We start from the raw sequence: 15,760 nt of genomic DNA, 5'->3' as shown, positions 1-15,760 counted from the left end.
CCTAACATCTCTCGATTGTACCGTTGCTTACATTCCACAACGTGACTCTGCGATCACTTTTCATATCATCCATTTCCACAAAATCTGTTGTGGAGATGAAAATCTGCACCTCTTTGGGCAGAGATTTTAATAATTCCTGTTTCCGATAGCTGTCCAGCTCCGAAAATACATCATCCAGCAATAACACCGGATATTCCTGTATGATTTCATGAATCATATGAATCATACCGATTTTCAATGCCAGCAATACACTTCGCTTCTGTCCCTGGGAAGCAAAGCTGACAAGCTCGTGCCCATTCATTTCAAAGATAAAATCCTCTTTATGAATACCGGCCGTCGTCTGTTTCAACAGCAGGTCACGATCCTGATGCTTTTGATATTTCTTCAGCAGAGCTTCCTTCAGCGCTTCCTCACTGTCCGAGAAAGGAACACAGCTAAGATAGCGTACCGTTATATCCGTATCATCATTGGAAAGCTGGCGGTAAAATGTCCTGCATTTGTCCAGCAGCTCCTCCAGAAAGAAATGCCGCTGCTTCATGATGACAACAGATGCATCCACAAGCTGTGAGGTTAAGACCTCGAGATAGGAGCGGTCCACCCGTTCCTGCTTCAGATAAGCATTCCGCTCTTTTAAGAGCCGTGTAGCGACGTAAAGCGTTGATACATACTTCTTACTTATCTTACTCAGCTCCATGTCCACAAAGCGTCTTCTGACGCGGGGAGAGGCCTGAAACAGATTCATATCATCCGGACAGAACATAACGGAGTTAAATTCACCTATGAAGTCACTGACGCGATTCACGGGATTCTGATAAATAAAAAGATTTTTCCCCTTTTCATTTACCGTCACACGGATTTCCTCCGTTTTCTGTTCCTTTGCAATCAAGGCTTTAATAAAGAAGGCCTGCTCACCTTCTTTGATTAGATCTTTATCTTCACTGGTTCGATGGGATCTGGTCGTTGATAAATAAAGGATAGATTCCAGCAGGTTGGTCTTTCCCTGTGCATTCTTTCCTGTCAGAATATGAATGCCGTCGGTAAAACTGACATTTACATCTGCATAATTGCGAAAATCATGAAGACGAAGTGATTCCAGTCTCATGACAAAGAAAATACGCTGCCCTCAATGTCAATGACATCACCTGCATACAGCTTGCGTCCTCTGCGATTTTCCTGTTCCCCGTTCACGTTGATTTTCAGGGATTTTACCGCAAATTTTGCTTCACCGCCGCTCTGGATAAAATCCGTCATTTTAAGCAGCTGACCTAATGTTATGTATTCACCGGTTATCTTTATATCCATTATAAAACCTCTTTCACATTCCTATATATTATATCATATTTAAAGGTTTTTTGTTAGTTTTTCCTATGGTTTTCAAACTTTTCTGCATCATTTTTCACATGTAAATTTATTCTCTTTTCAAACGCTGCATTCCAGTCCTGAAAAAGGTCTACTTTTGTTAAAATACATAGAAAAAGGCAGCAGGATGTTCCCCTTACTGCCTGTTGTTTATGCATAGGTTCTGACTGGAAGTACCAGCTGTAAAACATTATCATCATCCACAGATTTAATGATAAACGGCTTCATTTCTCCACAAAGGCGGAAGGTTACCAGACTGCCGCTCAATGCCTTGATTGCGTCAAAGACATATCGTCCGTTACAGCTGATTTCCAGAGAGCTTCCTGTGAAGCTGGCACTGCTTAAAACCTCAGTGGAGGATCCTACTTCCACGGACTTGCTGGAAAGCACGCATTCCTGCTCACTCAGACTGAATTTAATAACGGAAACCCCGTCATTTTTAATAAAGCTTGCACGGTCAATAGCATTGAGAAGATCACGGGAATCGATTGTCAGCTCGTAGTCAAACTGTAAAGGAATCAGTCGGCTTGTTTCCGGATATACACCGTCAATCAGTCGCGTCTGTACGATTGTGTCATGAATGATAAACTGCGCTTTTTTATCATTGACTGCAATTTCCACCTCTCCTTCACCTTCCAGTGTTTTAACAACCTCGGACAGGGATTTGGCAGGTATGGTGATATTGAAGTTCAGGGATTCGCTGATATCAATCGTTTTCTTTGCAAGACGATAGGAATCGGTAGCGACACAGTGCAGCGTATTGCCTTCACAGTGGAAATTCACACCGGTCAGTACCGGACGTGTTTCTTTATCACTTGTCGCAAAGCTGGTCTGCAAAATCACTTTCTTCAGTGTTTCCTCTTTTAATGCAAAGCATTCCTTCGGTTTGGAGAAGTCGATAGCCGGATACTCATTTGCACGCATTCCATTGATTCTGAACTCTGCAGTGTTTCCACTGATTTTAGTCAGGGAACCGTCAATCATTTCAAACTCGATTTCATCAGCATCAATCTTACGAACGATTTCCAGAATATACTTAGCTTCAATAACGATTGATCCCATATCACGAATCTCAAGAACACATTCTTCCGATTTTGTCAGTTTCGTCTGAATGGATACATCCGAATCACTTCCGGTCAGAATCAGACAATCTTCTTTTGCGTCAATCTTAATACCGGAGAACGCAGGAAGTGGTGAAAATGTAGAGATGGCACGGGATGCCACAGATAATGCATTGTAGAATTCTTTTTTAGACACCTTAAAGTACATGGGTGATGCTCCCTTCTTTTATGTTTTATAAGTAAATAAACAATAATAAGTATGTGGAAAGTGTGGAAAAGCTATAAAAACACTTTGAACATAGGCTTATTTTAACAAATTTTGCTGTGGATGAAAAGTTTAAACATGTGGATATCTTAGCTATTTTATCCCCAGATTACTTTCAATCTGCATGACTGCCTGTTGAAATGTTTCCTTTTCCTTTAACAGCTTCATCATTTTTTCATACGAGGACATGATCGTGGAATGATCACGGTTTCCAAATTCAAAACCGATTTTGGCAAACGGCATTTCCAGATGCGTCCTGCACAGGTATATTGCGATATGACGCGCATTGGCGATATTTTTGGTTCTTGATTTTGATTCGATCTGGGTTCTGGTCAGACCATAGTATTCGCATACCGCATTCTTTATCCTCTTCGGCGTTAGTTCATCCTCCTGCTTTACAACAATCGGATTTTCTTTGAATATTTCTTTCGCGAAGGTGATATCAATCCGCTCGGGATTATATAATATTGCTTTAAAGAACAGCTCGTTGAGCGTTCCCTCCAGTTTTCTGACATCACTTGCAAAGCGGGTTGCCAGATAATCGAGAACCTCGTCATCAATCATGATTTCATCGCTGCGGCCTTCCATCTTTTTCTGCAGAATAGCTTTCGCAGTTTCAAATTCCGGAGACCCTACCGATACGGACAGACCGCTGGAAAAGCGGGATATCAGACGGTTTTCAATTCCCTTCAGCTCTGTAGGATGAATATCACTGGTAATGACAATCTGTTTGTTGTCGGAAATGAGCTTGTTATACATATTGAAGAAGATTTCCTGTGAGGTGCTCTGCTTCAGACGCTGGATATCATCAATCAGCAGATAGTCCACCGAACAGATCATTTCCTTTACGTCCTCAACCGTCTTGTTTTTCATCGCCTCAATCAGCAGGGTGACGAAGTCCTCACTGTAAATGTATAAAACCTTTTCATCCGCCTTGTTTGCCTTGACGTAATTGCCGATGGCATGCAGCAGATGGGTTTTCCCCAGGCCTGAATTTCCGAATATAAACAGCGGATTGTTGAATTTACCGGGATAATAGCATACGGACAATGCCGCAGCGTGAGCCTCCCGGTTGTTTTTCCCTACGACAAAGCTGTCGAAGGTGTACTCTTTTTTTACTTTGTCTTCAAATAAAATTTCATTTCTTCTTTTAATGACAGATGATGGCTGAAGCATATCCACTTCGCTCTTGAGCAGGATTTGACAGGAGACCTTCATATCCAGAACATCAGACAGCTTTTGCTGAATCAGATCGATGGAATCCATCATGATCTGCTTGTTGATCTTATAAGGAACAACAATGGTCGCAAAATCATCCTCTATATCAAAGAGATGAGAATCTTCTTTATACCATGCGTTGAATACGGCATCATCGAAATGTGCACTTTCATTTATGAGCTGAAGTGTCTTCTGCCAGATCTGCTCAAGCTGTACCTTGGCAAAATTAGACATAAACGACTCCTTTTTCATGCACCTTATATTTTACTATAGATTGTGGAAAAATACCACGGCTATTCTGATTAAGATAAAGGGAATCACAGCATATGTAAAAAAGTGCTGCTGTCATGTAGAAAAAATGGAAATAATTTGTTTATGGAAAGTGAAGGAGAATACTGATTCAGTTTTCCACCGGACAGGACACGTTTTCTGAAGGATTTCCGGTGGATTCCGTTTACACACATAGGTTATCCACAGGAAAACATGCTTTAAACAGGATAAATAAAGGAGTTTCTCCACTTTCCACAGCTTTCCATATGGAAAAAATGGGGAAACAGGAAGTGTGGAATCCCGTATTTTGTGGAAAAGTGGAAAACAATGGATATCAACAGATGCTTTTCCATCATTGTATACACATGAAAAGTATGATAAATAAAGGATATGAGAAGCTTTTCTACAGTTTCCACATATGGTGGAAAACTATGTTATGTATTCTTGTGGAAGAATCGTGGAAAATCTGTTGCGACGGGATAAACAGCTGATATCCTCTGCTTCATATTATAAATTGGGGTTGAAAGCCAAGTTTTCCACCGTAAACGGAGTGTTTTGTTGAAAACCCTCTGAATGATAATATACAGAACAATTTGCGAAGTGAATTGTGTTCTTTTTCAACTTCCTATATAATAGATGAGATGATTATATAGGATGTGATGATATGAACTGGTTTGAAAAAAGTACAAAACGCATGATTCAGCACCGTCTTGCCTCTACCTATCAGATGAGTCTGCTGCTGGAGCTGTTTCTGGCACTGCTTTCATTTGTTTTGATTGCGGATAAGCTTTCTTCCCTATCCGTTTTTTTCGGAATTCTCGCTGTGGTTGTAGCGGCAAGAATTATCTTCCTGTACGCAGTTATGAGTCTGCGTGTGGAAACCAGAATTGTTTACGGCATCATGCTGCTGCTTCAGGCACTGATCTCCACCGTTTTATTTTTTTATGCAAGTATCTTTATATTTATAGTGGTTTCTGCTTTTATCGTGCTGCTGTTCCCTATTTTTACACATACCTTCTGTCGAAAAATGGCATGGATTGACAAATAAACGTATTTTCAAATATTTTTAATGAATTATTGACTTTGACAGAGTTTTTATGTATAATTTTAAAGCAATGCTCAATTTGTATAAAATGATAAAGAAGAAGTGGAGGTGGCTCTTGTGAAAAGAACATATCAACCGAGCAAAAGAAAACACCAGAAAACTCATGGATTCAGAGCCCGTATGGCTACAGTAGGAGGACGTAAAGTATTAGCGCGTCGTCGTGCCAAAGGTAGAAAAGTGTTATCAGCATAAAAAATCACCCTGTGGTGATTTTTTTTCGCCTTGTCAAAGTGATGGCTTCCTCTGTTTCAGGTGCTTTCCTGCCGTACGTTATTGCTTTTTCCCCTGATTTAGGCTATGATTAAGCGTATGATGCTGTGAAAGCGTATAGCAGGTAGAAAACGGCATCAGGGAAGCGGAAGACAGAAAGGAAGAACTGCATGAAAAAGGAATATCGTGTGAAAAAAAGCCAGGAATTCGCCGAGATTATGAATTACAAAAAATTTTACACCTGTCCTTCCTTTGCTATTTATGTGAAGCCGCGAAAAGAAGATCATGCAAGAGTAGGAATTTCCGTTGGTAAGAAAATGGGAAAAGCAGTTGTACGTAATAAAATCAAGCGTCAGGTACGCATGATGGTACAGGATATTTACAGTTTTGAAGAGAAATTTGATACGATTATACTCGTTCGCGTAAAATATCATGAAGAAAATTATATAAACAACAAAAAACTCTTGGAAAGATTGGTTAAAAAAGTTAAAATATAAAGGTAGGCAAACTTAGCGAGGAGACAAAAAGATGAAAGATTTTTTTAGAAACAAAAAGAAGTTTCTTCTGGTCGTTATGCTGATGGTCGTGACACTGACCGGATGTAGTGTTCCGCGTGGGCAGAATGGTAAGACATATGTCAATTCCATTTACACGAACAATGACGTTCAGGTGAAACGCGGAGATGTTGACATTCCAGACGACAAAGAACTTCAAAAGAAGTATAAGGATTATAAAGCAGATGATTTGATTACAATCGAAAAAACAACATTCTCGGATGCAATGGATGAGGGATGGTTCAATGGGCTGATCGTATGGCCGATTGCATTCCTGATTAACTTTGTAGCAGATTTCAGTGATGCAGGTATCGGTATCATTGCAGCGACCTTCCTGATTCAGCTGCTGATCTTCCTGTTCTCAATCAAATCACAGGTAGCATCACAGCGTATGCAGTCCATTCAGCCGGAAATGAATAAGATTCAGGCGAAATATGCAGGCAAAACCGATGACCGCTCCAAGATGCAGCAGGCACAGGAAATGCAGGCGCTCTACAGCAAATACAAAATCAATCCGTTTGGAACACTGCTAGTAACGTTTATACAGTTCCCGGTAATTCTGGGTATGTATCAGGCGACGATGCGTGCGTACAGCGTGGTAACCGGTTCCTTCCAGGGAATCAACCTGGCTAAGACGCCGATTGAAGGGTTTAACTTAGGTGATTACTGGTATATTGTCATCTTTGTTCTGATGGTAGCCTTCCAGCTGTTGTCCTTCAAAATGCCGCAGTGGCTGCAGGAACACAGAAAGAAAAAGATGCATGTCAAAGAGAAAAAATATGCAGAGCCTAAGAAAAAGGGCGGAAATGGTATGATGGGCTCCATGAACATGATGATGTACATGAGTACCGGTATGATTGCCATCTTTGCAATCAACTGGCCGCTGGGTATGTCCTTCTACTGGCTGGTAAACTCTCTTGCAAGAGTTATCCAAAATATTGTAATCCACAAATTCTTTATCAAAGATTAGGAGGATAACAGGATGAAATCGTATACTGGCAAAAATCTGGAAGATGTATTGAAGCAGGCTGCCGAGGATAAGGGAGTAAGCGTAGAAGAGCTCACTTATAATGTTACAGAAGAAACCTCAGGCTTTCTGGGTCTTGGCAGCAAAACAACCATAACGGCTTACTGTAGAAATGATATTCGTGAATTCATGAAAGCATATCTGCAGACCTATTTCGAAGGTATTCATATGGAAGTGTCCATTGATGTGGTGGATGACGGTGAATATTTCCGTGTTAATCTGGACGCTGAGAACAACGCTATTCTGATTGGAAAGAACGGACAGACATTACAGGCAGTCAATACTGTTCTGAAATCTGCTTCTTCCAGTGAGTTTAAGCGCCGGATTGGTGTACTGATTGATATCAACGGATATAAGGAAGAGAAATATCAGAAAGTTTGTTCATTGGCTCTTCGAGTTGCGAAAAGCGTACAGCGGACAAAAACTGATGCAACACTGGATCCTATGCCGGCCGATGAAAGAAAGGCTATTCACAACTATTTAGCCAATATGAAGCATATTGCTACCGTCAGTGAAGGTGAAGGTAATCAGCGGCGTCTGAAAATCGTTTACAGCGAAGATAATGCATAAAAAACAGGGAGTCATGCAAGACAGCATGGCTCCCTTTCCATATGCGAAATTTGTCGAATGTGAGTTTTTTTAATTATAGAAAAGAGGATGAGCATGGAAGTTTATAAAAAAGAAGCTACAGAGCTTGAAGAACAGCTTCTTATACTGCGCAAACAGGGGAGACCGGAGGAGATTCTTCAAAAGGCTTCCCGATTACTGGAAATTGCGCAGCTTCATCAGGATTCCTACTACATTGCAGCTGCATTATATTTTCAGGCATATTATGAATTTTCAAGAGGAAATTACAAAGAATGTCTTCAGCACTGCTTTCAAAGTGAGGAATACTGTGAAAAAAATGAATATCTGAAAATTCTTGCATACATACATAATCTACAGGGAATCGTTTATTCTGATCTGGGGGATTTTCTCACCTCCCTGCATTTTCTTCTAAAGGCTTATTATCTCACAATGGATCATCCGGAATTCGAATATCATTATGCGATTATTAACAATCTGGGAACATTGTTTCATGATATCGATTGTGAACAAAGAGGAATTGAATACTTCATACGGGCATTTCAGGAACGAAGAAAAATGCATCTTGAATTTTCACTGAATGACGGTATTATATTAACGAATATTCTGATGGTATATATGAAAATGAACCGCGCAGCAGAGGCAGCTCCCTGGTATGAAACATTCTTACGCTATTTCAAAGACAATGACCATGTGGTACTGACAGAGAATAGAATCATGATCAGCATATTCGAATTGTGGCACAGAAAGGATATAGCGAAATTAAAGCAAAGATTATATGATTTTCTGGAGGCTGCTCCCCATACATCTGATTATAAAAATACAGTGAGAAACTATATGGATTGTATTCACATCTGCATTTCATTAAAATTAAAGGATCAGGCATATCTGCTATATCGCAATCTTGAAAAAATGGAATCTCATCATCCAAACTCTATCAATTCCGCAAGACTAGCAGATATCAAGGTGGAGCTGGCAATGCAATTTTGCTCCAAAGAGGAACTATTTCTCCATCTGCTGGAAGCCTATCGTCTCAACCGAAAGGCCAGAGAGCAGGAAAAACGCAATAATCTGCAAAGTATGATGAATAAAATGGATTTGGAAAACGCACTCTACGAACAGCATATTATCCTGCAGCGAAATGAAGAGCTTCTTCGCAGCAACAAACTGGATCCCTTTACCGAGGTATTGAATAAAACTGCCTTTCGCAACCATGTGCTGGAGGCGATTCGTGGTAAAAGAGCAGACGAAAAGGGTGCTTTCTTTATACTGGATATTGATAATTTCAAAATTATCAATGATACCTGTGGACATCTTGTGGGTGATCAGGTAATCATGAAGGTCGCAGCTAATCTTCAGAATAATCTAAGAGAGGAAGATCTAGTCGGCAGAATCGGCGGTGATGAATTTTGTATGTATCTGAATCATATCTCATGTATTGAGGATATTGAAAAGAATGCTTTACGTATTATAGATAATATACGCAATCTGAATATCAGTAAGCTGCAGAAGCAGCTTACTGTCAGTATGGGAATTTGTATTGTGGATATAGAAAAGGATTTTGAAGATATCTTTATGAAAGCGGATCATGCTCTTTATGAAGCTAAGGCAAATGGGCGTGACCAGTTTGTTGTCTATAAAAATGACTATTTCAGTCAGATCATGCAGAAAAAAGAAAAGCGCAAGGACCGCCATGAGGTCACCGTCAATGATATTCTGCCAAAGGTATTTGAAATGCTGAATGTATTCGATAAACGGGATGAGCTGCTGGCACAGACGATGGAATTTATCTGCCGTTCCATGAATGTGAAAAATATATTTCTGCTTCGCTTTGAAAATGAAGCATATTCCATGGGCAGAGTTTATATATATGACCTGGAAAGGAATAAGGCATCCAAGCATGTTCATATTCAGACGGATCCAGCATACCTAAAGGCTTTTGATGACAGACACCTTTACTATCAGAATCAGATTAACGTAAATGATATCCGTTATATAAATGCGTATGAACAATATCAAATTCAGGCAACACTGCAGCATCAGATTTTGTACGATCATAGAATGATAGGTGTACTTGGTATGAATGATCGAAGAATTCATGAATGGAATGAAGATGATCTATCGCTGATTCGTAATCTTTCCTATGCATTTGCGACCTACCTGATTGCAATTGAAAAATAGGGATAAGGTGAATCTGAGAAATATAATAAAAACATGGAGTCTAAACAATTTGCAGTTCTGATTGAACGAAAAACAGACGCATTTCATCCAATGTAAGAATAGGAAGAGGAAGTACGCAGCAATGTCTTCTTCTTTTCTTTATGTATTGGAATTATTTTAGTTTTTTAAGTACATAGTACTATATTGCTTGTGAACAAATAAACAAGGTGTTATAATCAAGATGTTGAAGTGAGCGGAAAGTGGTACTGACCGTAAACATCAAACATCGATCGCTGACGATCTGCTTCTAAAGGAACAGCCTGAGGAAAAAGACGGGAATGCAAATAGTTTTTTACTGTATTCTTGTTTTTTCATAGGACAAGAATTTTTTTAATGGAGGAGGATGTTATGGAAACTAGAGTTGCTGTTATCGGTATCATTGTCGAAAATACGGAGTCTGCTGAAAAAATCAATTCCATACTTCATGAATATGCACAATATATTCTTGGTCGTATGGGAGTGCCGTATCAGAAAAGAGGGATTTCTGTTATCAGTATTATCATAGATGCACCTCAGCCTGTCATTTCTGCATTATCCGGTAAACTGGGGAAATTAGAGGGTGTCAGTACAAAGGCACTGTATTCCAATGTGATGGAGAATATAGATGGATAATGTTTCTTTTCTGATCGAAAAGCTATATATGGAAGGCTGGCTAAGAGATGAAGAATTTCTTGAGGTACTTATACATCATGGTGAGAATGAAATAAGAAATCTGCTTGCGGAGTATGCAAGAAAAACAGCGCACAGATACTATGGAAATAAGGTGTATACCCGTGGATTGATAGAGTTTAGCAACTACTGTCGCAATGACTGCTATTACTGCGGTATCCGCCGCAGCAATTCCCATGCGCAAAGATACCGTCTGAAAAAAGAGGATATCCTTACCTGCTGTGATGAAGGCTATAATCTTGGATTTCGTACCTTTGTCCTGCAGTCCGGGGAGGATGGATATTATACGGATGAGCTTCTGATTGAAATCATAACTGATATAAAACGGCGGTATCCGGATTGTGCTATCACCTTATCACTTGGAGAAAAAGAGAAGGAGAGCTATCAGCGCTATTATGATGCAGGTGCAGATCGTTACCTGCTGCGTCATGAAACAAGCAATGCACAGCATTATCGTTGTCTGCATCCAAAAGAGCTTACCAGTGAGCATCGCAAGCAGTGCTTAAAGGATTTGAAGGCAATCGGTTTTCAGACCGGCTGCGGAATCATGGTCGGTTCTCCCTCACAGACGCTGAAGCATATTGTAGAGGATTTGCATTTCATGAAGGAGCTTCAGCCGGAAATGGTGGGAATCGGGCCTTTTCTTCCGCATCATGATACACCGTTTCACAATGAACCGGCCGGCAGCTTCACGCTGACACTGACACTGCTTTCCATTATCCGTCTGATCCTGCCGGATGTACTTCTTCCGGCGACTACAGCTCTGGGTACGATTGATCCACAGGGAAGAGAACAGGGGATTTTAGCAGGTGCCAACGTTGTGATGCCCAATCTCAGTCCGATAGCTGTGAGAAAGAAATACATGCTGTATGATGATAAAATCTGTACCGGTGATGAAGCAGCCGAATGCAGAGTATGTCTTTCCAATCGTATGAAGCGTATTGGATATGAACTCGTAACAGATCGCGGCGACAGTATAAGAAAGTTAGAGGAAAAACGTATATGTACAATAAACATTCACTGAAAGCAACGGAATTTATTGACGATGAGGAAATCAAAGAAACACTGTGCTTTGCACAGGAAAACAAACACAATAAGGAATTGATCAGCTCCCTGATTGAGCGAGCCGCAGATTGTAAGGGGCTTACACACAGAGAGGCTGCGGTGTTATTGGAATGTGATCTTCCTGAGGAAAATGAAAAGATGTTTACGCTGGCAAAACAGATCAAGCAGAAGCTGTATGGCAATCGCATTGTTATGTTTGCTCCGCTGTATCTTTCCAACTACTGTGTTAACGGCTGTGTATACTGTCCCTATCATTATAAGAACAAGCATATTCGAAGGAAAAAGCTGACGCAGGAAGAAATAAGGCAGGAGGTTATTGCCCTGCAGGATATGGGACACAAGCGACTTGCTCTGGAAACAGGAGAGGATCCTGTTCACTCACCGATTGAATATGTACTTGAGAGTATTAAAACGATTTACGGCATCAAGCATAAGAATGGAGCTATTCGCCGAGTGAATGTAAATATCGCGGCAACAACTGTGGATAATTACCGAAAGCTGAAGGAAGCAGGAATCGGTACGTATATCCTGTTTCAGGAAACCTACAACAAGCAATCATATGAACAGCTGCATCCAAACGGACCGAAATCAAACTATGCCTACCACACGGAGGCAATGGATCGTGCCATGGAGGGCGGTATTGATGATGTCGGCTGTGGGGTATTGTTTGGATTGAATATGTATCGTTATGACTTTGTAGGACTTTTAATGCATGCTGAGCATCTGGAGGCGGTTCACGGCGTTGGTCCGCATACAATCAGTGTTCCACGTATCTGTCCTGCTGACGATATAAATCCGAATGAATTTTCAAATGCCATCAGTGATGAGATATTTACAAAAATTGTTGCTGTATTGCGAATAGCTGTACCATATACCGGTATGATTATCTCTACAAGAGAATCACAGAAAACAAGAGAAAAGGTTCTTGATCTCGGTATTTCTCAGATATCCGGAGCTTCTTCCACCAGTGTCGGCGGCTATGCAGTACCGGAAAAGGAAGAGGAAAACAGTGCGCAGTTTGATGTGAGTGATAACCGTACCCTGGATGAGGTGGTTAACTGGTTGTTGAAGCTGGGCTATATACCGAGCTTCTGTACGGCATGCTATCGGGAAGGAAGAACAGGGGACCGCTTTATGAGTCTGGTGAAATCCGGACAGATTGCCAACTGCTGTCATCCAAACGCATTATTGACACTGCGGGAGTATCTGGATGATTATGCAAAAGAGGATACAAAAAAGCTTGGCAGTGCCATAATAGATCGGGAGCTGTTACATATTCCAAATGAGAAAGCAAGAGAAAGCTGTGCCTCCTATCTGCATTCCATTGATAATGGAAAACGGGATTTCCGGTTTTAATATGAGTCTTCAGGACACACCCAATGCAGTACGTCTGCACATTGGCATATTTGGAAAACGAAACAGCGGGAAGTCCACACTGTTAAATGCCATTACGAAGCAGAAGGTCTCTACCGTTTCTCCTGTGGCGGGCACAACCACGGATCCTGTAGTAAAAGCGATGGAGCTTCATGGTCTTGGACCGGTGGTATTTTATGACACTGCAGGCTTTGATGATGAAGGGGAGCTGGGGAATCTGCGTGTTGAAAAAACAGTGGAAGTCACTCAGAAAACAGATATGGCAATTCTGGTATTCCGTGACATGGATATTTCCTGGGAAATGACATGGTATAAGAAGTTAAAAGAAAAACAGATTCCTGTTCTTTGCATATGGAATCAGGATGCTGAAGATGAGAAAGTATATGCGGATGTGGTTACACAGATTGAGAAGAAAACAGGTAGTGACGTACTTATTACAAATGTGAAGGAGCTGGTGACGGATGATGTTTGTCAGGCTTTGATTCGTCTGCTTCCCTCTGATTTTACGGAAGAAACAATCACCGGACATCTGGTACAGGAAAATGATCTTGTTCTGCTTGTTATGCCGCAGGATATACAGGCTCCAAAGGGAAGATTGATCCTGCCGCAGGTACAGACAATTCGCGATCTGCTGGATCACAAATGTATTATTCAAAGCTGTACAAGCGATACGTTAGATGCGGCTCTTTCAGCTTTGTCAAAGCCGCCGAAGCTGATAATCACAGACTCACAGGTGTTTCCGCTTGTATATGAAAAAAAGCCGGAGGAAAGTCTGTTGACCTCATTCTCCGTACTATTCGCAAAATACAAAGGGGACATCCAATATTTCATAAAAAGTGCAAAGGCTATTGATCAGCTGACTGTAAACAGCAGAGTTCTAATTGCCGAAGCCTGTACACATGCCCCACTTGCGGAGGATATCGGCAGGGTTAAGATTCCTGCTATGCTGAAGAAAAAATATGGAGACGGCTTGCAGGTGACTATTGTTTGCGGTACGGACTTTCCGAAAGAACTGCAGGACTATGATTTCATCATTCATTGCGGTGCCTGCATGTTTAATAAAAAATATGTTCAATTCAGAGTGGAACAGGCAAAAAAGGAAGGAATACCGATGACGAATTACGGAATTGCTATCGCATATATGAAAGGGATACTGGAGCATATTATATATTGAAAAATTCTGAATATGAAGTGAAGTAATTATGCGTGTTTATAATATCTGCATTGTCTATAAAAGACTTAAAATATATATGTTTTACTTTTTTTCGTATCACTCTTGTATCAATTTAACAAAAGGCAAATGGCATTTTTCCAAATGCCTTTTTTTGATGCCAAAAAAGAAAAAATGCCAAGTTCTGAACAAGGCATTTGTATAGTTATTTTACTTGATCTTTTAGTGCTTTACTTGGCTTGAATTTTACTGATTTACTTGCAGGAATTTCGATTTTTTCTTTTGTAGCAGGATTGATTCCAGTTCTCGCAGAGCGTTCAGTTACTTCAAATTTACCAAACCCTGAAATTTCAACTGTATTGCCTTCAGCCAGTGCTTTTGCGATTTCTGTAAATACTGTTTCCACTGCTTCCATTCCTGCACTTTTTGTTGTTGCTAGTGCGTTTTTTACACTTTCAGCTAAATCCACTTTTTTAATTGTTGTTTTCATATTCTTATTCTCCTTTTAGTTTAATTCCAACTTTTTCTTCAACTGTTTCAATATAAGTATCTAAACCTATGTACCCTTTCGTCAAATTCTCAATTTTTTCAGTTAGGTTACATAATAGAGTTTCAATATCTTCTTTCTTTACTCCTGCCTCAAATAAAACTTCAGTAATTGAAGACAAATAAATATTGCTCACTCTTTCAGAAATTTTTTGATCTCTCATTTTGCGTAGTTGTTCTTCTCTCCTGCTCACTCAATCACTCCTTTAGTTATTTATCAATGTCGAAAAAATCATCTGTAATATCAATATCTAAATCAATTTCATCTTTTTCTTCTAAGATATCCTTAACAATACTTCCTTTACCGCAAACAGTATCTAATAAACTGTAATATTTTTCTCCTACATCAGTAACATCAATTTCTTTTACACATTTAGATAACCAATCATGTTCATTACTCATTTTTCTACGATTGCATCTACAGTAGCATAACGCATTGGTTCTTTCGATACATAGCCTGAACCCTGTCTATGTTCAAATCCCATACTTTCAAGAAAATTTCGTATATCTGTATAGGCTTGAGTAATACCTTTTGGATGGAATTCTCTCAATTTCTTTGTATCCAAATCAAAGTTGATAGCTTTTTTATTCATACAAACATCCTATTAAAGAGTAATTCCTTTCAATGATGAAATGCAATCTTCCACTTCTCCTTGGATATACCATAGCCACTTTTCTACTAGCAAAGGAAACCATTTTGTTTCAGGTAATTGTGCGATTGCAACGCTAAATGTAGAGAAACTATTATCATCTTCAATACATTCATATATTCCTTGTCCAAGTTTAGGTACTCCTCGATTTTCAAAATAATCATCAATGGCTTTATATCCTTTGTTTACATCAATTCCATGAAGCTTTGCTTTTTCTTCGCTCAAGACAATTTCCATCCTCATAATTTGTGGTTTTTCTTCTTTTTTTTCCCAAACACCTGTTATATATCCCATACAGTCTTCAATTTCTCCGTCAATGTGCCACCACCATTTTTCTACCAATAATGGAAACCATTTTGTTTTGGCTAATTCTCTGTTAATCAATAGAACGGAATCAAAACTTTTTTGACT

General features: G+C 39.9%; 20 protein-coding genes. 11 read left to right on the top strand and 9 right to left on the bottom strand.

Translation table 11 applies throughout. The annotated features are described in order from the left end of the window. Nucleotide 1 precedes the first annotated feature (1 nt). The 4 genes from recF to dnaA all read right to left on the bottom strand — a co-directional run bounded on the left by recF (nucleotide 2) and on the right by dnaA (nucleotide 4,137). Nucleotides 2–1,102: a DNA replication/repair protein RecF gene (gene recF, locus ACLUJM_RS02640; protein ID WP_044904274.1), complete on the bottom strand. Its 1,101-nt coding sequence runs from the start codon at nucleotides 1,100–1,102 to the stop codon at nucleotides 2–4. Then, entirely contained in the window at nucleotides 1,099–1,302 is a 204-nt protein-coding gene (gene yaaA, locus ACLUJM_RS02635; protein ID WP_002606680.1) for a S4 domain-containing protein YaaA, read from the bottom strand. Before yaaA ends, recF begins: the two co-directional genes overlap by 4 nt. A 207-nt stretch (nucleotides 1,303–1,509) precedes the next feature. After that, complete coding sequence (gene dnaN, locus ACLUJM_RS02630) at nucleotides 1,510–2,628, bottom strand: DNA polymerase III subunit beta (RefSeq protein ID WP_008816042.1); 1,119 nt, start codon at nucleotides 2,626–2,628, stop codon at nucleotides 1,510–1,512. Nucleotides 2,629–2,778: 150 nt separating this feature from the next. Further along, on the bottom strand, nucleotides 2,779–4,137 hold the full coding sequence (gene dnaA / locus ACLUJM_RS02625; protein ID WP_002606678.1) for a chromosomal replication initiator protein DnaA: 1,359 nt from the start codon (nucleotides 4,135–4,137) through the stop codon (nucleotides 2,779–2,781). A 209-nt stretch (nucleotides 4,138–4,346) separates the two neighbouring features. Here dnaA and ACLUJM_RS02620 point away from each other — a divergent pair, with 209 nt between their 5' ends. The 11 genes from ACLUJM_RS02620 to hydF all read left to right on the top strand — a co-directional run bounded on the left by ACLUJM_RS02620 (nucleotide 4,347) and on the right by hydF (nucleotide 14,156). After that, entirely contained in the window at nucleotides 4,347–4,664 is a 318-nt protein-coding gene (locus ACLUJM_RS02620; RefSeq protein ID WP_412412081.1) for a hypothetical protein, read from the top strand. Nucleotides 4,665–4,837: 173 nt separating this feature from the next. Further along, nucleotides 4,838–5,221, top strand: coding sequence for a hypothetical protein (locus ACLUJM_RS02615; RefSeq protein ID WP_161128920.1), 384 nt, complete (start codon nucleotides 4,838–4,840; stop codon nucleotides 5,219–5,221). Between the two features lie 114 nt (nucleotides 5,222–5,335). Then, a complete protein-coding gene (gene rpmH, locus ACLUJM_RS02610) occupies nucleotides 5,336–5,470 on the top strand; it encodes a 50S ribosomal protein L34 (RefSeq protein ID WP_009274359.1) in 135 nt (44 codons plus the stop codon). 188 nt (nucleotides 5,471–5,658) lie between these two features. Beyond that, complete coding sequence (rnpA, locus tag ACLUJM_RS02605; RefSeq protein ID WP_002606676.1) at nucleotides 5,659–5,985, top strand: ribonuclease P protein component; 327 nt, start codon at nucleotides 5,659–5,661, stop codon at nucleotides 5,983–5,985. 31 nt (nucleotides 5,986–6,016) lie between these two features. Next, entirely contained in the window at nucleotides 6,017–7,012 is a 996-nt protein-coding gene (locus ACLUJM_RS02600) for a YidC/Oxa1 family membrane protein insertase (RefSeq protein WP_009588973.1), read from the top strand. 12 nt (nucleotides 7,013–7,024) lie between these two features. Continuing rightward, entirely contained in the window at nucleotides 7,025–7,639 is a 615-nt protein-coding gene (locus ACLUJM_RS02595; protein WP_002606674.1) for a protein jag, read from the top strand. A 93-nt stretch (nucleotides 7,640–7,732) separates the two neighbouring features. Next, nucleotides 7,733–9,835 carry a diguanylate cyclase domain-containing protein gene (locus ACLUJM_RS02590; RefSeq protein WP_161128921.1) on the top strand — a complete coding sequence of 701 codons (2,103 nt, stop codon included), beginning with the start codon at nucleotides 7,733–7,735 and terminating at the stop codon, nucleotides 9,833–9,835. 387 nt (nucleotides 9,836–10,222) lie between these two features. Beyond that, nucleotides 10,223–10,486, top strand: coding sequence for a TM1266 family iron-only hydrogenase system putative regulator (locus ACLUJM_RS02585; RefSeq protein ID WP_002606672.1), 264 nt, complete (start codon nucleotides 10,223–10,225; stop codon nucleotides 10,484–10,486). After that, nucleotides 10,479–11,567 (top strand): [FeFe] hydrogenase H-cluster radical SAM maturase HydE, encoded by a 1,089-nt coding sequence (gene hydE, locus ACLUJM_RS02580; protein ID WP_022299983.1) that lies wholly within the window; start codon nucleotides 10,479–10,481, stop codon nucleotides 11,565–11,567. Before ACLUJM_RS02585 ends, hydE begins: the two co-directional genes overlap by 8 nt. Next, a complete protein-coding gene (gene hydG, locus ACLUJM_RS02575; protein WP_009588991.1) occupies nucleotides 11,546–12,964 on the top strand; it encodes a [FeFe] hydrogenase H-cluster radical SAM maturase HydG in 1,419 nt (472 codons plus the stop codon). Before hydE ends, hydG begins: the two co-directional genes overlap by 22 nt. Continuing rightward, on the top strand, nucleotides 12,891–14,156 hold the full coding sequence (gene hydF / locus ACLUJM_RS02570) for a [FeFe] hydrogenase H-cluster maturation GTPase HydF (RefSeq protein ID WP_412412079.1): 1,266 nt from the start codon (nucleotides 12,891–12,893) through the stop codon (nucleotides 14,154–14,156). Before hydG ends, hydF begins: the two co-directional genes overlap by 74 nt. 202 nt (nucleotides 14,157–14,358) lie before the next feature. Here the strand turns inward: hydF and ACLUJM_RS02565 are convergent, their stop codons facing one another. From ACLUJM_RS02565 to ACLUJM_RS02545, 5 genes are all read right to left on the bottom strand, one after another. Continuing rightward, nucleotides 14,359–14,643 carry an HU family DNA-binding protein gene (locus ACLUJM_RS02565; RefSeq protein WP_002607797.1) on the bottom strand — a complete coding sequence of 95 codons (285 nt, stop codon included), beginning with the start codon at nucleotides 14,641–14,643 and terminating at the stop codon, nucleotides 14,359–14,361. Between the two features lie 4 nt (nucleotides 14,644–14,647). Then, a complete protein-coding gene (locus ACLUJM_RS02560; RefSeq protein WP_002607798.1) occupies nucleotides 14,648–14,893 on the bottom strand; it encodes a hypothetical protein in 246 nt (81 codons plus the stop codon). 16 nt (nucleotides 14,894–14,909) lie between these two features. Further along, nucleotides 14,910–15,101, bottom strand: coding sequence for a hypothetical protein (locus tag ACLUJM_RS02555; protein WP_002607799.1), 192 nt, complete (start codon nucleotides 15,099–15,101; stop codon nucleotides 14,910–14,912). Next, on the bottom strand, nucleotides 15,098–15,292 hold the full coding sequence (locus tag ACLUJM_RS02550; RefSeq protein WP_002607800.1) for a hypothetical protein: 195 nt from the start codon (nucleotides 15,290–15,292) through the stop codon (nucleotides 15,098–15,100). Before ACLUJM_RS02550 ends, ACLUJM_RS02555 begins: the two co-directional genes overlap by 4 nt. A gap of 12 nt (nucleotides 15,293–15,304) precedes the next feature. Next, nucleotides 15,305–15,760, bottom strand: a 456-nt coding sequence (locus ACLUJM_RS02545; protein WP_257355015.1) for a hypothetical protein, incomplete at its 5' end; no start/stop codon positions are given.

Source organism: Finegoldia sp. (assembly GCF_046991905.1).
In the GTDB taxonomy this organism is placed as follows: Bacteria; Bacillota; Clostridia; order Tissierellales; family Peptoniphilaceae; genus Finegoldia.
Note: the sequence above shows the minus strand (reverse complement) of the source record. Positions and strands in the feature narration are given on the sequence as shown.